Origin of the sequence: Streptosporangium sp. NPDC006007, assembly GCF_040614315.1 — a bacterium.
Classification (GTDB): domain Bacteria; phylum Actinomycetota; class Actinomycetes; order Streptosporangiales; family Streptosporangiaceae; genus Streptosporangium.
Map to the genome: position 1 here is coordinate 1 of NZ_JBEXUG010000034.1, position 19,137 is coordinate 19,137.

23 protein-coding genes, 1 other RNA gene and 1 pseudogene are annotated in these 19,137 nt (G+C 71.0%); 11 read left to right on the top strand and 14 right to left on the bottom strand.

The window, feature by feature from the left end; genetic code table 11:
- Nucleotides 1-94, bottom strand: a pseudogene (locus tag ABZ194_RS23000) (helix-turn-helix domain-containing protein); the annotation flags it as partial.
- A 22-nt stretch (nt 95-116) separates the two neighbouring features.
- Between ABZ194_RS23000 and ABZ194_RS23005 the strand changes: the two are divergent.
- From ABZ194_RS23005 to ABZ194_RS23025, 5 genes are all read left to right on the top strand, one after another.
- A complete protein-coding gene (locus tag ABZ194_RS23005) occupies nt 117-266 on the top strand; it encodes a helix-turn-helix domain-containing protein (RefSeq protein ID WP_355599057.1) in 150 nt (49 codons plus the stop codon).
- Nucleotides 263-1,405: a site-specific integrase gene (locus ABZ194_RS23010; protein WP_355599058.1), complete on the top strand. Its 1,143-nt coding sequence runs from the start codon at nt 263-265 to the stop codon at nt 1,403-1,405. Before ABZ194_RS23005 ends, ABZ194_RS23010 begins: the two co-directional genes overlap by 4 nt.
- Nucleotides 1,406-1,761: 356 nt before the next feature.
- Nucleotides 1,762-2,676 carry a hypothetical protein gene (locus tag ABZ194_RS23015; RefSeq protein ID WP_355599059.1) on the top strand — a complete coding sequence of 305 codons (915 nt, stop codon included), beginning with the start codon at nt 1,762-1,764 and terminating at the stop codon, nt 2,674-2,676.
- A complete protein-coding gene (locus ABZ194_RS23020) occupies nt 2,673-3,134 on the top strand; it encodes a hypothetical protein (RefSeq protein ID WP_355599060.1) in 462 nt (153 codons plus the stop codon). Before ABZ194_RS23015 ends, ABZ194_RS23020 begins: the two co-directional genes overlap by 4 nt.
- Nucleotides 3,131-3,376 carry a hypothetical protein gene (locus ABZ194_RS23025; protein ID WP_355599061.1) on the top strand — a complete coding sequence of 82 codons (246 nt, stop codon included), beginning with the start codon at nt 3,131-3,133 and terminating at the stop codon, nt 3,374-3,376. The genes ABZ194_RS23020 and ABZ194_RS23025 overlap by 4 nt, the downstream gene beginning before the upstream one ends.
- Before the next feature lie 1,560 nt (nt 3,377-4,936).
- On the opposite strand, the gene ABZ194_RS23030 is transcribed toward ABZ194_RS23025, so the two are convergent.
- Complete coding sequence (locus ABZ194_RS23030; RefSeq protein WP_355599062.1) at nt 4,937-5,188, bottom strand: GntR family transcriptional regulator; 252 nt, start codon at nt 5,186-5,188, stop codon at nt 4,937-4,939.
- Nucleotides 5,189-5,282: 94 nt separating this feature from the next.
- Between ABZ194_RS23030 and ABZ194_RS23035 the strand changes: the two genes are divergently transcribed.
- Entirely contained in the window at nt 5,283-5,480 is a 198-nt protein-coding gene (locus tag ABZ194_RS23035) for a hypothetical protein (RefSeq protein ID WP_355599063.1), read from the top strand.
- Between the two features lie 435 nt (nt 5,481-5,915).
- Here the strand turns inward: ABZ194_RS23035 and ABZ194_RS23040 are convergent, their stop codons facing one another.
- The 8 genes from ABZ194_RS23040 to ABZ194_RS23075 form a co-directional block, all read right to left on the bottom strand.
- Nucleotides 5,916-6,761 carry a hypothetical protein gene (locus ABZ194_RS23040; protein WP_355599064.1) on the bottom strand — a complete coding sequence of 282 codons (846 nt, stop codon included), beginning with the start codon at nt 6,759-6,761 and terminating at the stop codon, nt 5,916-5,918.
- On the bottom strand, nt 6,758-6,994 hold the full coding sequence (locus ABZ194_RS23045; RefSeq protein WP_355599065.1) for a hypothetical protein: 237 nt from the start codon (nt 6,992-6,994) through the stop codon (nt 6,758-6,760). The genes ABZ194_RS23040 and ABZ194_RS23045 overlap by 4 nt, the downstream gene beginning before the upstream one ends.
- Nucleotides 6,991-7,257 (bottom strand): hypothetical protein, encoded by a 267-nt coding sequence (locus ABZ194_RS23050; RefSeq protein WP_355599066.1) that lies wholly within the window; start codon nt 7,255-7,257, stop codon nt 6,991-6,993. Before ABZ194_RS23050 ends, ABZ194_RS23045 begins: the two co-directional genes overlap by 4 nt.
- Nucleotides 7,254-7,823 (bottom strand): hypothetical protein, encoded by a 570-nt coding sequence (locus tag ABZ194_RS23055; protein WP_355599067.1) that lies wholly within the window; start codon nt 7,821-7,823, stop codon nt 7,254-7,256. Before ABZ194_RS23055 ends, ABZ194_RS23050 begins: the two co-directional genes overlap by 4 nt.
- 125 nt (nt 7,824-7,948) lie before the next feature.
- On the bottom strand, nt 7,949-8,347 hold the full coding sequence (locus ABZ194_RS23060; RefSeq protein ID WP_355599068.1) for a hypothetical protein: 399 nt from the start codon (nt 8,345-8,347) through the stop codon (nt 7,949-7,951).
- A gap of 109 nt (nt 8,348-8,456) precedes the next feature.
- Entirely contained in the window at nt 8,457-9,620 is a 1,164-nt protein-coding gene (locus ABZ194_RS23065) for an AAA family ATPase (protein ID WP_355599069.1), read from the bottom strand.
- Nucleotides 9,617-9,949 (bottom strand): hypothetical protein, encoded by a 333-nt coding sequence (locus tag ABZ194_RS23070; RefSeq protein ID WP_355599070.1) that lies wholly within the window; start codon nt 9,947-9,949, stop codon nt 9,617-9,619. The genes ABZ194_RS23065 and ABZ194_RS23070 overlap by 4 nt, the downstream gene beginning before the upstream one ends.
- Entirely contained in the window at nt 9,949-10,140 is a 192-nt protein-coding gene (locus ABZ194_RS23075; RefSeq protein WP_355599071.1) for a helix-turn-helix domain-containing protein, read from the bottom strand. Before ABZ194_RS23075 ends, ABZ194_RS23070 begins: the two co-directional genes overlap by 1 nt.
- 148 nt (nt 10,141-10,288) lie before the next feature.
- On the opposite strand from ABZ194_RS23075, the gene ABZ194_RS23080 reads away from it, so the two are divergent.
- A complete protein-coding gene (locus tag ABZ194_RS23080; protein WP_355599123.1) occupies nt 10,289-10,960 on the top strand; it encodes a helix-turn-helix transcriptional regulator in 672 nt (223 codons plus the stop codon).
- Nucleotides 10,947-12,104 (top strand): tyrosine-type recombinase/integrase, encoded by a 1,158-nt coding sequence (locus ABZ194_RS23085; RefSeq protein WP_355599072.1) that lies wholly within the window; start codon nt 10,947-10,949, stop codon nt 12,102-12,104. The genes ABZ194_RS23080 and ABZ194_RS23085 overlap by 14 nt, the downstream gene beginning before the upstream one ends.
- Nucleotides 12,105-12,134: 30 nt before the next feature.
- Here ABZ194_RS23085 and rnpB read toward each other — a convergent pair.
- From rnpB to ABZ194_RS23105, 4 genes are all read right to left on the bottom strand, one after another.
- Nucleotides 12,135-12,527, bottom strand: an RNA gene (gene rnpB / locus ABZ194_RS23090) — RNase P RNA component class A.
- 258 nt (nt 12,528-12,785) lie between these two features.
- Nucleotides 12,786-14,204 (bottom strand): histidine phosphatase family protein, encoded by a 1,419-nt coding sequence (locus tag ABZ194_RS23095; RefSeq protein ID WP_355599073.1) that lies wholly within the window; start codon nt 14,202-14,204, stop codon nt 12,786-12,788.
- Nucleotides 14,201-14,941, bottom strand: a complete 741-nt coding sequence (locus tag ABZ194_RS23100) for a C4-type zinc ribbon domain-containing protein (protein ID WP_355599074.1) — start codon at nt 14,939-14,941, stop codon at nt 14,201-14,203. Before ABZ194_RS23100 ends, ABZ194_RS23095 begins: the two co-directional genes overlap by 4 nt.
- The gene (locus ABZ194_RS23105; protein ID WP_355599075.1) at nt 14,938-15,774 is read right to left on the bottom strand and encodes a Nif3-like dinuclear metal center hexameric protein; all 837 of its coding nucleotides are present in this window, start codon (nt 15,772-15,774) and stop codon (nt 14,938-14,940) included. The genes ABZ194_RS23100 and ABZ194_RS23105 overlap by 4 nt, the downstream gene beginning before the upstream one ends.
- 115 nt (nt 15,775-15,889) lie before the next feature.
- On the opposite strand from ABZ194_RS23105, the gene ABZ194_RS23110 reads away from it, so the two are divergent.
- Genes ABZ194_RS23110 through ABZ194_RS23120 form a run of 3 tightly spaced genes read left to right on the top strand, consistent with a single transcriptional unit; the run spans nt 15,890 to nt 19,028 of the window.
- Nucleotides 15,890-16,927, top strand: coding sequence for a membrane dipeptidase (locus ABZ194_RS23110; RefSeq protein ID WP_355599076.1), 1,038 nt, complete (start codon nt 15,890-15,892; stop codon nt 16,925-16,927).
- A complete protein-coding gene (locus ABZ194_RS23115; RefSeq protein ID WP_355599077.1) occupies nt 16,924-18,126 on the top strand; it encodes a M20 family metallopeptidase in 1,203 nt (400 codons plus the stop codon). The genes ABZ194_RS23110 and ABZ194_RS23115 overlap by 4 nt, the downstream gene beginning before the upstream one ends.
- Nucleotides 18,123-19,028, top strand: a complete 906-nt coding sequence (locus tag ABZ194_RS23120; RefSeq protein WP_355599078.1) for a GNAT family N-acetyltransferase — start codon at nt 18,123-18,125, stop codon at nt 19,026-19,028. Before ABZ194_RS23115 ends, ABZ194_RS23120 begins: the two co-directional genes overlap by 4 nt.
- The last annotated feature ends 109 nt before the right edge of the window (nt 19,029-19,137 follow it).

Genomic DNA, 19,137 nt, shown 5'->3' on the forward strand with positions numbered 1-19,137 from the left:
ACGGAGCCCGTCCCAAGTGGCGCGCGATGTCCCGCACGCCGTACTGCTGGGCGCGCAGCACGGCGATCTCCTCGCGCTCGGCGAACGATAGGTAGACGCTCGAACGCCTCTGGACGGTGGACGAGGTCGCCGTCTATCTCGGAGTACCGGCCGGGACCCTCTACCAGTGGCGATGCAGGAGGATCGGTCCGCCCGCCCATCGGGTCGGCAAGCATCTGCGCTACCTCCCCGAGGACGTGCGTGCCTGGGTGCGGGAACAGGCATGACCGTCTACGACCGGTGGCACAAGTCCCACCCCGATCCCGGAGAGGCAAAGTGTTCCGAGCACAAGCGCGTGCCGACCGCCAAGCACGGTCAAGGGGCGCGCTGGCAGGTCCGGTACCGGAACGAGAAGGGGCAGCAGCTCAAGCGCAACTTCGAGGGGAAGGCCGACGCCGACCGCTTCGACGTGACGCGCCGGGCCGACGAACCGCGTGGCGAGTGGATCGACCCCAAGCTCGGGCAGACCAGGTTCCAGGTGTACGCGCAGACCTGGATGGCGTCGCGGCTGCACAAGCCCGGGACCGCGACGACCTACGAGGGGCACCTGAAGAACCACATCAACCCGGTCTTCGGTGTGGTGCCCCTGGTCTCCATACGGCCCACCTCCGTGCAGAGGTGGGTCAAGGAGCTACACGGAAAGGGATTGTCACCACGCACGGTCGAGACCGTCTACGTGATCTTCTCCAGCGTCATGCGCGGGGCCGTACGGGATGGCATGATCCGCCGCTCCCCCTGCGTCGACATCCGCCTGCCGGAGCCGGACAAGACCACGATCCGGCTCCTCTCCCCCACCGAGGTGATCGCGCTCTACCGGGCCATGCGGCCCGAGTACGCGCCGCTGGTGCTCCTGGGCGCCACGGCCGGTCTCCGGCAAGGGGAGGCGCTCGGGCTGGCCGTCGACCGGATCGACTTCACCGAGGGCATGCTGACGGTGGACCAGCAGGTTGTGGTGATCGACCGGCGTCCGACACTGGCGCCGCCCAAGACGCGGGCGTCCATCCGTGACGTCCCCATCCCGGCCGTCCTCGCCGACGCGCTGGCCGGGCACATCGACCGGCACAAGCCCGAGGACGCGCTGTTCCGGACGACGCGCGGCAACCTGATCCGGCGCGACTACTTCAACGCCGACATCCTCAAGCCCGCGATCCTCGCGGCCGGGGTGCCGGTGGACATGACGTTCCACGATCTGCGGCACACCTTCGCCAGCACGGCGCTCGCCGAGGGGGTGCCGATCTCCGAGGTGTCCCGGTGGCTGGGCCACGAGTCCATCACCACGACCGTGGACCTGTACGGACATCTCGTCCCGGAGACGTCCGAGCGGGCGCGGACGGCACTGGGCAACGCCTTCGCCGCCGCACTCTGACCCAATCTGAATGTGCCCCCGATGTGCCCTCTCGGCGCTTCAGGCTCCCTGAGCAAGCATCCCGCCGCAGGTCAGGGGCGGGGAGGGCGGACGAGTCGGCCTGTAGGCCGGGTTCTGCCACCTGCGGGTTTGTGACCTGCGACATCTCCCCTCTCACCCCTTCTGACCAGGCATTTTACCTGGCAACGGTTGGCATCATTTCGCGTCTCCGATCACTGTCGGACGGAACGGAGACGGAACAGCGGTCAAGGGGTCCTCCTGCCCTCCGAGCAGGAGAAGCCGCCCAGAACATAAGGCAGCCCCGGACGCGGTGATCAGAACACCGGCCGGGGCCTGGATCGGAAGAGAGTCCGACCTTGAACACGAACCCTACCGGCGCCATGTCCGCGCCGAACACCTCCGCCGGGGCCGACATCATCGGCCTCACCGACGCCCAGCACGGCCAGCTCTTCGAGTGCAGCGACCATGGCACCTCGACCCCGGCCCGGCGGCCGTCCCTCGACGACGTCGGCGCCTTCTTCCGTGCCGCCTACCTCGCGGGCCGCATCTCCGCGTTGCGGGGCAAGGTCGAGACCGCCGACCCGGTTCCGGTGCGGGAGCTCCTGGAGGTCCTCACCCCTGGTGAGGCCGGGGAGCTCGGCGAGGCGCTGCGCGGCATCCTCGCTCGGCGCCGGACGTCCGCCGCGGCGCTTCCCTCCGACCGGTTCGACGTCGCCCCGGCGTGCCCGGCTTGGTGTGCGGCGGGCGACCACGGCGGCGTCGCCGCCGGGGAGCGTACGCACTGGAGTGTCAGCGCCGACCTCCCCGTGACCCTGGAGGACCCCGGGGAGGTCCTTAACGGCGGCGACACGGTCGCGCTGATGGTCGACCTCGCGCTCAACGAGGGCGACGAGTGCGGCCCGGTCGTCGAGCTCGGCGACACCACCGGACGGCACGGGTGGACCCTCACCCTGGAGGAGGCCGACCAGGTCGCCGACCGGCTGCGCTCTCTCACCGCGAAGGCCCGCCGCGGCTCCACCGTCCGGCGGCCCGGCTGTGCCCCTTGGTGCAGCGAGCACCGCGACAGCGGGCCGACCCCCGAGGATCAGCTCTGCGTTCACACGATCACCTCGACGGCGTTCGGCGAGATCCTGCTGTCCTACTCCCTCGACGACGGCCCGATGGTCAACCTCTACCGCACCGAGGAGGAGCTGACGTTCCCCAACGCGGAGGCCCTGGCCCGCGTGATCCTGGCCGTCCTCGCCGGCCACAAGGGCGGTGAGGCCCTGTGAACGCCTCGACGACCCTCCCGGCCCTCGTGCTGGGCATGCGGAGCGACGAGTGGGCCACGGCCCTGTACGCCTCCGACATGCCGACCCGCCGCGGCGAGCACTCCCCCGACCAGATCGCCGCGTGGATCGTTCAGGGCGTCGAGCGCCTGGGCGGCGAGGTGGCCACCTGGCAGCGATCGCAGGACTTCTTGAAGGTCCTCGACATCCGCGACAACGCTCGGTACGAGGCGGAGCGGCGTCGGCTGTTCCCCAAGCCCCGCCGCCACGACCGGGCCCGGGGCGCGGCCTACGGGCTGTGCCTCGACCTGGAGAAGGCCGGTGTGCGGCGCCACTTCCCCACGGTGCGGGTGTTCCTGCCGGTCGACGAGCTCGGCGACCTCTACTCGGTCGAGGTGCCCGCGCGGGACGTGGAGATGCGCCGGCGGATCGCCGTCGAGCGGGCGGGGAGGGCGGCATGAACCGCCTGGAGGTCCTCGAAAGCATCCCCGCGACCGGTCAGGGGTGCCGCCCGTGGTGCGTCGACCACGACGAGAACGTGTGCAACGCCGCGGACAACGGGCCGGTCGGGCTGACCTGGTGTCCCGACGACGGCCTTCTCATCCACCTGGACGGCGAACAGTTCACCCTGGAGGAGGCCGGAAGGCTCGCCGACGCGATCCGCGCCCAGGTGGCCAAGGCGCGCGCGGGGAGGGTGGCGTGACCTTGGCTGAACCGGTGCGGTAGCCGTACCGGCCGGACGGACTGAACCGCCCTTCCCTGGTGATCCGGGGGAGGGCGGTTCTGCGTTGTGCCGGGCGTTGCCGGGCGGCCGGTGTGCCACCGTTCGCCCGGTGGCGACGCTGGTCCGGGGTGGTCCGGCCGGTCGGGGTGTTCCGGCGCCGTGCCGTCGTCCGGGCGCCCGGGTCGAGGTGGCACACCGGGCGACCGAGACGGCGCCCTGGTGGACCGCCGTGCCGGGGGTGGTCCGTTCGCCCTGTGCCGGTGTCCGGCCGTACCCGATCGAGACCTGATCGAGCGCGGCCCGGCCTTCGTCCTGGTGGCGGTGGGGTGCCGTTCCCCGCTCGTTCCCCGCTCGTTCCCCGGCCGGTTCCGGACCGGTTCCCGCGGGCGGTCCGGACGGGGGAACGGAGGTATCCGGCGCCATCTCGTGAGAGGGGTACCGAGGGGGTACCGGGGGTGTACCGGCCATCCGCGTTTGCCCTGTACCGAGGGTGTACCCGGGGGGTACCGGAAGGGCGACTGCCCGGCCGCGTTCGCCCTGCACGATCGGCCAGTCGCCCCCCGACTCGACGGGTCGGCATCGAGGCCGTACGGCTGCGCGTGGGTTCCACTCGCTCAAGCCTTTTGATCTTGAGTACGGGGGTTCGGCGGGAGTTAGATCGCCGCCTCAGACGACCTAACTCGGGTTAGCGGGGGGCCTCTACCCGGGTAGCGGGGCCGGTAGTGGGTCTCGACCTGGGCGGTAGAGGGGGTAGAGGGGGCATGGCGCGCATCTTCATCTTCATGTTCATGTGCCGCGTCCGTGTTTTCGGGGGGCCAACGCGGACGCGCGGACGCGGACGAGCGCGGACGCGAGCGCGCGCGAATATCCCGATCCGGTCGGAGCGTCAACCCCAGAGCGGCGACGGCGAGCACCGTCTAGGCCGTCTAGGAACGGCTTCTCCCAGCCTGTGAGCCTCTAGGTTCCTCGACCCGCCTCTAGGTCCTGACCCTCCCCGTCGAGCCCTAGACCCGCCCTAGACCCGCCCTAGAAGGGGCCCCGGGGCCCCTTCCTGGAGGTTGACACTCGGCGACCGGTTCGGGGACACTCGCGCGTCGCGCGTCCGCGCGTCGCGCGTTGGCCCCCGGGGAACCCGGACGCGGCACATGAACATGAAGATGCGCATCGCGTTGTGTGAGGGGTGCCACGGCCCGGCCCGTGGGGGTGCCACGGGGTGCCAGACCCCTGCCACGAGGGGGGCCACGGGGTGCCACACCGGGTGCCACGGGGGGTGCCAGGGGGTGCCACGATCTTCCTGCCACGCCCCTGGCACCCCGTCTGACCTGTAACTCCCTCCCCCAGCCCCCGCCCCCGGCACCCGAAGGGGTGCCAGACGATCACCGAAGGATGCAACCGGCCACGGCGTCGAGGTGCAACCGGGGGTGCAACACCCCTGCAACGCCGGGTGCAACCAGGGAATGCAACTCGGGTGCCACACCCGCTCTGACCTGTAACCCCCTCGCCCGTTGCACCCCCAGCCCCTCGCGGAGGGGGCCGCGCTCAGCTCTCCGGCCAGTTCTCCCGGTCGGCGACGAACGTTCCCCGCCCCTGAATAGTGACCGTCCACCCGCGTTCGCCGAGGGCCTGCACCGCCCGCCGAACAGTGCCCCGGCTCACGCCGTGCTCTTGCTGTAGGTGCGCTTCGGACGGCAGGACTTGCCGCGGCTGGTAGTCGCCGGCCTTGATGCGGGCGGCGATGATCGAGGCGAGTTGCTCCCAGAGCGGTTCGGGGTTGAGTTGGTCCACCGTCATGAGTGAGACGTTACGGATAGGCCATATGACCTGGTCGGACGGTCCGTATTACATATGCTGTACGTGTTGGACGGGTAGAACGTACAGTCACCTCATGTCGCCTCTCCCCAGCGAATATGACCGTCTGCTGTCCGCGGCCCGGCGGGCCTTCGACGAGGGGCGCACCGCCGAGTTCGAGATCACCGGTGAGGCGCTCCGCATCGCCCGGGAACAGGACGCCTCCCTAGAGAAGATCCGCAGGTTCTTCCTCGCCGAAGTGCTCCGCCAGTACATCAACGAACTCCGCGGGTAGCCCCCGGCTGCGCGCGCCGTCCGTGTTACCGCGTACGGCCACGGCCCGGCCCGTGGGGAGGCCGCGGGGGGCCGGCCTCCCGCCATGCGGGGGGCCGAAGCGACCAGGGAGGGCTCAGGGAGGCGCCCCCGGCGGGGCCGATTCCGGGCCTCTGGAGCCCGTTCCCCGGGGTGCCGCTACCCGCTACCTTCGACCGTCCCCGCAGGTCGCACCAGTAGCGGCACAGGTAGCGGCACCGCTACCTCGATCAGGGGCCGCTACCGCCCCGGCGAGATCACAGCCATCGGATCTCTGCGCCCCAGAAAAAATGTTGCATTCTGAGACGACAGAAAATCGGGAGGACGGCGGTCTAGGGGCACCCCCTCTGACCTGGGAAAACACACCCGGGGGGTGAACGCATCCGCAACGCTGTGACCTGCGGAGACGTCCACCTCCTCAGGGCCGGGAGTCGCCGGCCAGCAGCGGCAGCACCGCCAGCGCGGCCAGACTCTCCACACCGGGCGCGGGAAGACCCGCGCCGAGCGGATGTCTGAGCGTCACGCCCGACGCCGATGCCCGCGAGGTCAAGGCGGGCCCGGCGGCCCGGTAGGTCTGCCGTACCTCGGCATAGGTGCGCTCGGCCAGCGGACGCACCACCGCAAGCGGCGCGTCCTCGGCCAGCAGCGCGAGCCGCGGGCCGAGCCGGTCGGCGTAGTCCTCACGCTCCTCGCTGGTGCGCTGATCCCGCTCCGGATCCAGCGCGTGAGCCAGCTCGTGAAGCCAGACCTCGACAGCCCACGCGAACACCACGTTCTCGCGTTCGCTGATCTCGATGACGATCGCGCCCTCCTCCCGACCGTCCGGCAGCACCACCGGCACCGGCCCGGTTCGGCACCTGCCGCCGATGCCCGGCGGCAGGTCCTCGGCGAGGTAGACGCCCAGACGTCCGGCCGTGGCCGCGGCGTGCTCGACGGCGGCGCCGAGCAACGGCAGCACGGGCAAGCGCGGGTCGACGTACAGCGGCCCGGCCGCGGGGAAGGTGCGCGTCGGGAGCGTCTGGACGGTGGCCAGCGCGGCGCGACAGGTCGCCGTCAGCCACGCGGCCACCGGCCCGGCGCCGACCGCCTCACGCACCAGGTGCGGCGCGCTGCGCACGACGAACACGGCGAAGCTCATGGGCGCCGGACCGAGCCACTCGGAGTGTCGGACGTACCAGCCGGCCACGCCCAGGACCGGCCGGGGAGCGGCGCGAAACAGGCGCTCGTACGCCGCTCCCCAGTCGACGGAGTCGAGCACGCTCACCGGGCCTCGACCACGGCGCCGGTCGCGGCGTCGGGGGCGTCGCGCATGAGCACCTGGCCGTCACCGACGTCGATCGCCTCACCGCGCCGGACCCGGTCGGCCATGGCGCAGACCTCGGCGAGCCGGGTCCGGCTGTCGCCGAACACCTCCGACAGCCGCTGAAGTCCGTTCGCCGTGCTGCCCGTCTGCGCTATCTCGGAGATCATGGCGATCTCTTCCCTCGTGAACTTCATGCGGTCCTCCCGGTGGTGTCGGTGCTCAGTGCCTTGATCTCGTTGTCGGCCAGCACGCGCGCCGGGCCGTGCTCGTCGGCCAGGGCCCGCAGCGGGCCGCGGGTGTTCATCAGCGCGGCGAACCCGAAGACGGCCACGCCGAGCCGGTTGCCGGTCGACAGCGCGGTGTCGATGACGGCCAGCGCTTCCCGTGCGGCGTCGCAGGCCGCGCGCACCGCACGCGCCATCTCCAGCGTGGGGCCGTGCTCGTCGGGCGCGGTCACAGCGCGTTGACCTGACTGCCCGACAGCAGCCGCGAGCCGATCACGATGTCGCGGAAGCGCCCGCACTCCTCGCACTGACGGACGCACGCCTGCGGCGTCACCTCCATCTCCGCGGCGTGGTGCAGCCACGCCGCGCGGGCCCGGATGGCCTGGGCCCACGGGTCACCGTCCTTGTGCACCCACGGCAGCAGCGACGGCCGTCCGAGCTCTTGGCTACTGGTCGGGCCCGGCACCACCAGGCGCCCGGCCTCCAAGTCGAGGTCGGCGACCGTCCACGCCTCGCCGAGCTCGACCGGCGCCCGGCCGGGCGCGACGTAGGCGCGCATGCCACGCGGGACGGGCGGCCCGCCGGCCACGGCGACGGCCAGCACGCCGGTCTGCCCGATCGCGTCCGGCGTCTCGGCGATGATGACCACCGATCCGTCGTGCGTGGTCACCCGGCGTCCCTCGGGCGTCTCCTCGACGTTGACGATCTCTCGCGTCTTCATGCCCAGGGATCGGGCGACCTCGGTCAACACCGTGTTCTCGACGTGGATCGGCCGCGGGGGCCTGGTGGTGTTCGGCATGGATGTCCTTCCTTGTGCGTCGTTCATGGTCGGGGGTGCGTGGTCGGCGGGCCGGGCCCGGCCTGCCGCGGGTTCTTCGGTGGCGGGGTCGAGGCGCCGGGCTCGGCGACGTCGCCGGGGGCCGATCACTTCCACCACCCGCCGCCCGAACTCTGGGCCGTGGCGGGCATCACCGCGAAGGCGTGCTCTCCCGCCGCGGCGGTACGGCGCTCCAACTCGTCGACGAGCTCGGCCCGGCGCCATCGCACCGGCCGGGCCCGCTCGACTCCCAGCACCCGGGCGAGGGGAAGCCCGGGGGTGCCCGCGAAGGCCAGGACCTCCGTCGGCGGGGTGTCCGGCAGCGGCCAGCCGAGCACGTCTGTGAGGACCTGGGCGACGCCGGGCCTTCGCTGGGGAGCGGGCCGGGTCACCTCTTCCATGTAGGCCAGATGCAGCCGCTCGGCGTCCGTGCCGCACCAGCCGACGACGTCGTCGGCGGTGCGCAGACCCGGCGGAACCCGGGTTTCGGTCTGCGTTTCGGTCATCCCTCTTCTCCTCTTGATCACCCAACGAAGGGGGCCAAGAGTGCCAGAGTGCCAACTTTTGTGTGTCACACCTGTTTTGGCACTCTGGCACTCTTCGCAGGTCACAGCGTTACGGGTTGGCACTCTTGCTCTCCGGTGGCGGGAGAGTGGCACTCTGCTCGGGGAGCGTCTGCCACCATTCCGGCGCCCCGTCCGGACCTGTGGGAAACTTCTTCGCCACGACTGCCAAGCCCTTACGGGCGCGGGCGAGAGTCCGCGGCGAGATATCGTGAGCTTCCTTGGCCTCCTCTGCGATGTCCTTCGATCGGCACCACTGCCCGTCCAAGGTCGCGCGTAGGAAGTCTGCGGCGGCGACCTTGGCCTTGGTCTCGTCCGGGTCGCCGCCCGCCAACACCTCCTCGACCGTCCGCTTGGCCACGCCCTCAAAGACGAACCGGCCGACGTCTGCCACGCCCTTCGGCGTGTCGACCTTCGTGGACTGGATCCGGTAGGCCAGTGACGGCAGATCGCTCAAGCCGAGCGAGTTCTTCGTCTGCGTCATCACCCGCGCACCGTTCTCGCTGTCGGGGTCGACAGCGAAGCCGAACACGGCCCGGGGAACGTTCTTGAACGCTCCCGATCCGGTGATCAGTGACGAGGGGTCGGTGCCAATGCCCTTGTTGAAGTGCGCCACGCCGAGAATCGCGGCGCCGGTCCGGTCGGCCAGCCGGGCGAGCGGGTCGAGCGCGGTCCGGGTGTCGCGCTCCTTGTGCGTGTCGATCTTCGCCGAGATCGTCGACATCAGCGGGTCGAGCACCACCAGGCGCACGCCGAGCTCACCGATTGACCTCTCCAGCAGCAACAGGTCATGCGGCAGGCTGATCACGCCCGTCTCGTCTTCGCTCACGGCCGCCTCGACGCGCCACACCCGGTCCAGGTCAGCCCCGGCCGCCATGAGCCGGGGCACCAAGGTGTGCTTCCACGAGTCCTCGACGGCCACATAGATCACGTCGTACGGGTGACCGAACAGCGGACCGGGCAGGGTGCCGGTGGTGACCTGCGCGGCCATCCAGATGCCGAACGAGCTCTTGCCGGTGCCCTCCCGCCCGGCGGCCACGACGAGCGCCCCGGACGGGATACGCCCGGCGCCGTTGTCCTCCCACATCCACACCACGGGCTCAGGCTCGATCTCCGATGCCCGGGTAAGCCGAAGGTGCCGCCGGAACGGCTCCTCAAGCTCGGGCGCGTTCTCCTCGCCGTCGAGGATCCGGCGCACGCGTTCGACCTCGCTCACCCGGTCGCCTCTGCTCTGGCCGTGCGGGGGCCTTCCCACTCGACCGGCCCGCCCCGGTACTCGTCTTCCCACGGACCGGTCGCGGCTCGGCGCCGGGCGAGCTCGTCGTAGGTCAGCGTGTTCGCGGTCCGGCGTACCTGTTCGGCGACCTTCGCCCAGGCCGCGCGCATCTCCTCTTCGGCCGCCTCCGCCCCGGCCCGGCGCCCGGCCTCGAACCCGGCCTGATAGCCCTCCTCGAACGTCGCCCGTTCGCGCCGGCGCTGTCCGTCGAGGTCGTCGAGCAGCTGAGCGGCGACCAGGAGGTGACGGCGATCGACCAACGAGGACATCAACGACCCCCGCCCTGGCCGACACGCCGCGTGTCTTCCCAGGCGATCACATCGGCCAAGCGGTAACGCGCATGCCGACCGACCTTGATGTAAGCCGGGCCCCCGCCTCTGCTGTTCCACCGGTAGACGGTGTCCGGCGGCACTCTCAGACGAGCGGCCAGATCCTCAACGGTCAGGTGCGTTTCCTGCACGAGACATCTCCTTGCTTGATCAGCACGCAAATTGTGCGGCAGTGAATCAAGTGACTCGGCACATCATGGCATCCGCTCTTGAGAGTTGGCAATCATTGGCATAAGCTGCGCGACTGTGAAGCAAAACTCACTGACCCCAACCCAGGCCGTGGGGCATCGCATCCGCGAGTTCCGAAGGCGACGGGGGATGAGCGCGCAGGCGCTCGCAGACCTTTGCGCTGACGCTGGCATGCCGGATCTTGGACGGCAGGTGATCTCGAACCTTGAGAACGGCCGACGGGACATGGTCACGTTGGGCGAGGTGCTCATGCTGGCGTACGCGCTCGACGTGCCGCCCGTCTCGCTGTTCCTCCCCATGGGGGGGGAGTCTCTGGCGATCACCCCGGACATCGAAATGGACGCGATGCGGTTGTTGCTGTGGGTCAGCGGGGAACAGCCACCGAGCGACCCGCGCATGCCGACACGGCACCCTGGTGAGAAGGCCGCTGTAGCACTCCGGCCGGTACTGGAGGAGGTCAGCGCCCGCGCACAACGGTGGGCTGAAGTAGCTGGCCCCTTGCATAGCTACCGCCAGCTGTCCCAAGAGATGAGCCAGGCCTTCATGCTTGAGTCGCTCGTGCGTCGAGATCCGGCACAAGCCGAGAGGTTCGAGGAGGCACTGAGGAACGTCGCCAACGTCATCAACCACATGATGACGAGCGGCGCGACACCCCCGCGCGTACCCGCTGACTGGGTGGACCGGATGCGCTTGCTCGGCCTACTCCAGTACCCGGACGCGGTGCCCGTCCTCGATGAGGGTGAAGACCATGGCGAGGGTTAAGGACCTGTGGTTCAAGACTGTGAAGGGCCCCGACGGCAACCCCACGCGAGTGCCGACCGTCCGCCATGGCCATGGGAAGCGCTGGCTCGCATGCTGGACCGGGCCGACCGGCAGGGAGACCACCAAGGCTTTCGCCAGGAAGCAGGAGGCAGCCGACCACAGCAACGCCATGGAGGCTGACCGGCTACGAGGTGTCTACGTCGACGCACGCGAGGGCCGCGTCAAGCTCCAGGAGTACGGCAAGACCAAGTGGCTACCAGCACAGGTCCACCTACGCGAGGGCTCCACCGACACCTACGACACGCACCTGAGGTCGCGAATCTACCCAGCGCTCGGCGACCGCCGGATGAACGGGATCACCCGGTCGGACATGAAGGCGTTCGTCTCCGGTCTGGCCTCGGACCTGAAGCCCAGCACCGTACACACTGTGTTCGCAGTGATCCGCTCGCTGATGCAGTCCGCGGTGGACGACGGCGTGATCCCTGCGAACCCGTGCTCACGGGTGCCCCTCCCCCGAATCGAACCGCGCGTAGTCGAGCCCCTCCCCGTGTCGGCGGTCCTGGCCCTGGTCGAGACGATCACCCCCCGGTACAAGCTCGCGGTATGGCTCGCCGCTGGTCTCGGCCTGCGGGAAGGGGAAGCCCTCGGCCTCACCGTGAGCAAGGTGGACTTCCTCCGGCGCCGGGTCCACATTCACCGGCAGATGCAGAAGGGCATCTTGTCTCCGCTGAAGACCAAGGCGTCGAAGCGGACCGTCCCCGCTGACGACCTGGTGCTCACTGAGATCACCGCACACATGCAGAAGTTCACGCCCGGGTCCCATGAGGTGCTGATCACCAACCGGTGCCGACGGCCCGTCAAGCGGTCGTCGTTCTGGTCATGTTGGGCCGACGCCGTCGAGGGGGCCGGCCTCCCGAAGGGCACCCGCTTTCACGACCTCCGCCACTTCTACGCATCAAGTCTGATCAGGGCGAACCTGAACCCGAAGGTGATCCAATCTCGTCTTGGACATGCCACGATCTCCGAGACGATGGACACCTACGGGCACCTGTTCCCCGATGATGAAGACCTCGGTCGCGGAGCCATCGAGAGCATGATCATTCCTGCTCTGCCGGAACAGCAGCGGAACAGGGAGGCGACGTGACTCCTCCGGTGCTGCTCAGAGGGTCGAGGGCGGACGAGTCGGTCTGTAGGCCGGGTTCTGTCCTTCACCGAAGTGAAGGGGCGACCATCCATCTAGGGCCGACGTTGCCGACGGCCTCAAGCGGTCTACCCGCGCGGCTCGGGCGGGCAGCCCTCAGACGTCGCGCGCGGGACGCCCCTGGGGGCATCCCTTCTTGACCTTGCTCCGGGTGGGGTTTACCTAGCCGCCCACGTCGCCGTGGGCGCTGGTGGTCTCTTACACCGCCGTTTCACCCTTACCTCTCTCACGAGAGGCGGTCTGTTCTCTGTGGCACTGTCCCGCGGGTCACCCCGGGTCGGCGTTACCGACCGCCCTGCCCTGTGGAGCCCGGACCTTCCTCGGCGGGTCTCCGAAGAGACCCGACGCGGCCGCCCGGCCGGCTCGTCCGCCGTACTTCCAAGCCTAACGGCTCCCAAGTGGTCTCCAACCGAGCGGCAAGTCGTCTCAGCTGGAATGGGGATCAGGCGCCCCCGGGGGCACGAGCACCGGAGGAGCCACCGATGAGAGCACGACCGACCAGCGGGCCGGTCCGGACGGGGCCACACGTCCGGGTGACCGGACGGGCCGGATGGGGCCGGGCGGGATGCCGGGCTCCGGACGGTCACCGGGATCCCGTCCGGTCGCCGAGGCGGGAGTGCGGGTTCAGCGCAGGTGCGAGGTGTCGTTGAACGCCTTCACGACCGCCGGCCCATCGGCGTAGTACTCGACCAGGGACAGAGCCGCCAGGTCGAGATGCATGCGGTACAGCGCGGCGGGGGGAGCCAGCAGCGCGAACCGGAGCAGCATCTTGATCGGCGTGACGTGGGAGACGGCGAGGACCGTCCTGCCCTCGTAACGCTCCACCAGCCGGTCCCCGGTCGCCTGGACCCGCCGCGCCGCCTCCCCGAAACTCTCCCCACCCGGCGGCGCGGCGGACGGGTCCGCCAGCCACGCGGCGAGCTCGTCCGGCCAGCGGCGCTGGATCTCGGTGAACGTGTGGCCCTCCCAGTCGCCGAAGTCGGTCTCCCTGAGCCCCTCCTCGACGACCACCTCCAGCCCGAGCCTGGCTGCCACGATCTCGGCGGTGACGCGGGCGCGCTTGAGCGGCGAGCTGACGACCACCTGGACGTCGTACGGCTCGCGCGACAGCCTGGCCGCGGCGGCCTCCGCCTGCGCGATGCCGTTGGGGGTGAGCTCGGGGTCGCCGAGCCCGGAGAACCTGCGCTCGACCGAGAGCGGGGTCTCTCCGTGCCGGAGCAGGAGCAGCGAGGTCGCCACGGTCGTGGGGGCGCGCCAGCCGGTACCGGTGGCTGTGGGGGCCGTTGTCTCCGCGACCGGGACACCGACCGTGTCGAAGAGGGAGTCCTGCGCGGGAGCCGCGCCGGAGGCCGGAACCGGTGTCTCGGCCCGGTGACGCGAGGTCGCGGCGTGGGAGAGGCCGACGCCGGGGGCTCCGGCGCCGGGACGACCGCCGCCGGGGGGTTCGGCATCCGAAAGACCGACGCCACGGGAGTCGGAACCCGAAAGACCGATGTTACGGGACCCGGTGCCCGAAGGACCGACGTCACCGGAGCCGGTGCCGGAGAGGCCGGGAGGGCGGGAGTCGGTACCGGGGAGGTCAAGGGGCCGTGACTCGGTGCCCGGCGAGGTGCCGTGCCGCCAGGGGTGGCCCTTGGCCGCGGCGTCCATGGCCTCGTTGGCCAGGCGGTCGGCGTCCTTGTTCCGCTCCCTCGGGATCCACCGCCAGGTGACCCTGAGCCGGCGGGCCAGGGCGGCGGCCTCCAGCGCGAGCGGCCGCAGCCCCTCGTTCTTGATCTTCCACCGGCCGGCCATCTGCTCGATGACCAGTTTGGAGTCCATCCGGACCTCGACGGCCGCGCCGTCGCCCGCGAGGTCGAGCAGCGATCGCAGACCCGCGATCAGCCCCCGGTACTCGGCGACGTTGTTGGTCTGGACGCCGATCGCCTCGGCGACCTCGGCCAGCGCCTGACCGTCGGCGGCGTCTTTGACGACGGCACCGTAGCCCGCGGGGCCGGGGTTGCCCCGCGATCCGCCGTCGGCCTCGACGACGAAGGAACTCACAGGCCCGACTCCGGGGTCCGGACGAGGATCCGGCGGCACTCGTCGCAGCGGATGACCTCGTCGTGGGAGGCCGCCTTGATGCGGTTGATCTCGGCGATGGACAGGCTGGTGCGGCAGCCCAGGCAGCGGGTGCCCTGGAGCATGGCGGCACCCACCCCGAACTGCTCGCGGAGCTTCTCGTAGAGGGCGAGCAGGTCGGCCGGGATGTCGGCGCCGGCCTTCGCGCGCCGGCTCTTGACCTCGGCGCTCTCCTTGTCGATCTCGGCGAAGGCTGCGTCCCTGCGGTCCTCGGCCCTCCCGCGGATCGCGGAGAGCTCGTCCCGCTCGGCGGCGACCTTGGTGACCTGCGCGTCGGCCGCCTCACGGCGCTCCATGATCTCCAGCACGACCTCCTCCAGGTCGCTCTGGCGACGGTTCAGGGAGACGATCTCCGACTGGAGGCTGGCCAGGTCCTTGGGGGAGGAGACCTGGCCGGAGTCGAGGCGTTTCTGGTCACGCTCGGCCCGGATGCGGACCGAGTCGACGTCGGCCTCGGCCTTGACCTGCTCACGGGCGAGGTCGGTCGCCTCGGTCTCAGCGGTGATCACCTGGGTGGCGAGCCGGGCCACACGGGTGGAGAGGCCGTCGATCTCGGCCAGTTCCGGCAGCGTGCGGCGGCGATGGGCCAGGCGGTCGATGACTGAGTCAAGTTCGGCCAGGTCGAGCAGACGCTTCTGGGCGGCCGGTGCTGCTTTCACTTCAATTCCTCGCACTCTGCTGTTGTCTTCCAGGCGTCCGTGACCGTCTCGGATACGCGCGTCTCAACAGTAATCCCCCGCAGGGCCAGAGCGGACGTCAGACGGTGTGCCGCATCGGCCAGCCAGGGCCATTCGGTGGCCCAGTGAGCGGCGTCGATCAGCGCGGGACCGCCTGGTTCCTCGACGAACTCGCTCGCCGGGTGGTGACGCAGGTCGGCGGTGAGGAACGCGTCCACTCCCGCGGCCCGCGCCGTTCCCAGCAGGGAGTCGCCCGATCCCCCGCTCACCGCGACTCGCCGGATCTCACGGCTGAGGTCTCCGGCGACTCGCAGGCCGCCCGCCGTACCGGGGAGGCCGCGTGCGGCCTGCCGGGCGAACTCGCGCAGGGAGAGCGGCGCGGGCAGCGAGCCGATCCGGCCGAGGCCGCGCCGTTGATCATCGGCGGCGGGCAGCAGGGGCGTGAGCGGGCCGGTCAGCCCAACGGCGCGGGCGAGGGCGTCGGAGACGCCGGGGTCGGCGACGTCGGCGTTGGTGTGGGCGGTGAACAGGGCGACGTCGTTCCTGATCAGCGTGTGGATCAGGCGGCCCTTGAAGGTGGTGGCGGCGACGCTCGTGGTGCCCCGCAGGTAGAGAGGATGGTGCGTGACGATCAGGCCGGCGCCCCATTCGACCGCCTCGGCGGCGACGACCGCCGTCGGATCGACCGCGAACAGCACCTTACCCACCTTCACGGCGGGATCTCCGCAGACGAGTCCGACAGCGTCCCACGCCTCCGCCCACGCGGGGTCGTAGATCGATTCGAGCTCTCCGACGATGTCGGCAAGGGTAGACACCCGCGCAGACTACCGGCCTGCCCGGCACCGGAGGGAGCGGTCCCTCACGGACGCCGGGGCCGGCCTGTGGGTAGCGTCGTGACAGACGAGAGCCACCCGCGACGAAGGACCGCCCGTGTTCACCGAACTGCACCGCGACGCCGTGGTCGCCGACACCCACAACGACCTGCTGATGGCGGTCGCGGCCAGGCCCCCGCAGCGGTGGGCGTCGTTCTTCAGGGAACGCTGGCTGCCCCAGCTCCACGAGGGCGGGGTGAACCTCCAGGTGCTCCCGGTCTTCGTGGACGACCGGTATCGGCCGGAGGGAGCGCTCAGGCAGACCCTGCGCATGATCGAGTGCGCGCACACGCTGGCCGAGGGCAACCCGGACACGGTACGGCTCTGCCTGGACGGCGCCCAGATCGACGAGACCCTCGGCGAGGGGAGGATGGCCCTGGTGCTGGCGCTGGAGAGCGCCCCCGGCCTGGACACGAGCGTCGAACTGCTGCCCACGCTGTACCGGCTGGGCGTGCGGATCGCCTCGATCGCGCACTGGGGCCGTACGGCTCTGGCGGACGGCAGCGGCGAGGAGGCCACCGGCAGCCGGCTCACCTCGGCGGGTGTGGCGGCGTTCCGGGAGATGGAGCGCCTCGGCATGATCTTCGATGTCTCGCACCTGAGCGCCTCCGGCGTCGCCCACGTGCTGGAACTGGCGACCCGGCCGGTGATGGCCACCCACTCCTCGGCCCGGGCCCTGCGCGATCACCACCGCAACCTCACCGATCACCAGATCCGCGCGGTCGCCGCGACCGGCGGGGTGGTCTGCGTGAACTTCCTGCCGGCCCTCCTCGCCGAGGATCCCGCCGACTACACCGTGGACCGCCTGGTGGACCACATCGAGCACGTCGTGGGCGTCGCCGGGATCGACCACGTGGGTCTCGGCCCCGACTTCGTCCGCGAGGTCGTGCACGACGTCACCCCGCCGTGCCGCGAGGTGTCCGGCTTCGACGGCCTGGACATCATGGCGGCGATCCCGGGGCTCGCCGGTCCCTCCGGACTGTCCTCGGTCACCGACGCGTTACTCAAACACGGCTTCGCGGACGAGGAGATCGTCAAGATCCTCGGCGACAATGTTCTACGCCTGTTCCGTGCCGAACTGGGGAGACACGCTTGAACCTCGACGTGATGCTCGACGACCTGGAGGAGCTCGTCACCTGCGAGTCCTTCTCCGCCGACCACACCGCGGTGGCGCGTAGCGCCGGGGTGGTGGGCGACCAGGGGCGCGGCAGGCTCGGCGCGCCGCCGGAGACGATCGTGATCGACGGGGTCACCCATCTGCGGTGGACCTTCGGCACTCCCCGGGTTCTGCTGGTCGGCCACCACGACACCGTCTGGCCGGTCGGGACGCTGCGCGAGCTTCCCTGGTCGCTCGTGGACGGGATCGCCCGCGGACCGGGCGTGTTCGACATGAAGGCGGGGCTGGTGCAGATGTTCCACGCGCTGGCCGCCCTGCCGTCGCCGGAGGGGGTCCGCCTGCTGATCACCGGTGACGAGGAGGTCGGTTCGACGTCGTCGCGCGCCCTGATCGAGGAGTCGGCCCGCGGGTGCGCGGCCACGTTCGTGCTGGAGGCGAGCGCCGGCGGCGGGGCGCTCAAGACCGCGCGCAAGGGCACCTCCGACTACCGGGTCACCGTGCACGGCAAGGCCGCCCACGCCGGTCTGGAGCCCGAGAGGGGGGCCAACGCCGGGATCGAGCTGGCCCACCAGATTCTCGCGCTCGGCGCGATGGGCTCCGGCGGGACCACGGTGACGCCGACCGTGCTGTCCGGGGGGACCACGGCCAACACGGTGCCCGCGCTGGCGCGTGTGGCCGTGGACGTCAGGGCTTCCAGCGTCGCCGAGCAGGGCCGCGTGGACGGGTTGGTGCGGGCGCTCGTTCCTCGCCTTCCGGGGACCCGTCTGGAGGTGAGCGGGGGGCCGAACCGTCCTCCGCTGGAGGAGTCCTCCTCGGCGCGCCTGTTCGAGCTGGCCTGCCGGATCGCGAAGGATCTGGGTATGGAGCCGCTGCGGAGGGTGGCGGTGGGCGGCGCCTCGGACGGGAACTTCACCGCGGGGGCCGGCTGTCCGACGCTCGACGGGCTGGGCGCGGTGGGGGACGGCGCGCACGCCGTCCACGAGCACGTGGTCGTCGCGGAGATGCCCGGCAGGACGAGGCTGCTGGCCGGGCTGATCGGCGCGGTGCTCGCGGGGGACACCGGGACGGCCGCGGAGGCGGCCGTCCAGGTCGCCGCCTCGGCGGGAGGGACCGCGGCTCCGTCGGGGGGGTTCCGGGCCCGGCCGAGGGAGACCGCGCCGGCGGAGGACGGCGGATGACCGGCCCCTCCTCCGAGGACGTACGCGCCGAGGCCACCGTGAAGAACGCGGCCGAGAGCGCTGCGGAGGCCGCTGCGGAGGTCGCGGCCGAGGCCGGGAAGACCGCGGAGGTGGCGGCCGAGGCCGCCGGGGTGCGGATCGCCGAGTTGTTCGACCTCGGTGAGTTCGAGCGGGTCCGCCGGCTGTTCGACGAGATCTGGCGCTCCGAATCGGGCGACACGCCGATCAGTGTGGAGCTGATGCGCGCGCTGTCGCACGCGGGCAACTACGTGGCCGGCGCCTACCGGGACGATCTGCTGGTCGGCGCCTCGGTCGGCTTCCTGGCCGCCCCGGCCGGGCACGTCCTGCACTCCCACGTCACCGGCGCCCCCTCTGGAAGGGGCGTCGGGTTCGCCCTCAAGCAGCACCAGCGCGCCTGGGCGCTGGAACGCGGCCTGGAGCACGTCACCTGGACCTACGACCCGCTGGTCCGCCGCAACGCCCACTTCAACCTGGTCAAGCTCGGCGCCCGCCCCGAAAGTTACCTGCCGTCCTTCTACGGCACCATGGACGACGCGATCAACGTCGGCGACGAGTCGGACCGGATCCTGGTCCGCTGGCGGCTGAACGCCCCCCACGTGATCGCCGCCGCCGCCGGTGACCCGTACCCCCCCGTGGTCCCGGCCGGCGCCGCGGCCGGGCTGCGTGACCAGTACGACCGGCCCGTCGTCGGCGCCGTCGACGCCGCCGTGATCCTGGTGGCCGTCCCCCGCGACGTCGAGACCCTGCGCCGCGCCGACCCGCGAGCGGCCCGCGCCTGGCGGCGCGCCGTCCGCGAGGTCCTGGGCGGCCTGTTGGGGCAGGGGGCGGCCGTCACCGGTTTCCACCCCGAATCGGGCTACATCGTGGAGCGGACCGGCTGACCCCGTCGCCCCACCCGGCCGCCCGTACGGCCAGGCCCGCCCAGGGGCCCGCCCAAGAGGGTCGGCGAACAACGGAACAGAACAACGGAACGGAGACGCGGCCCACGCC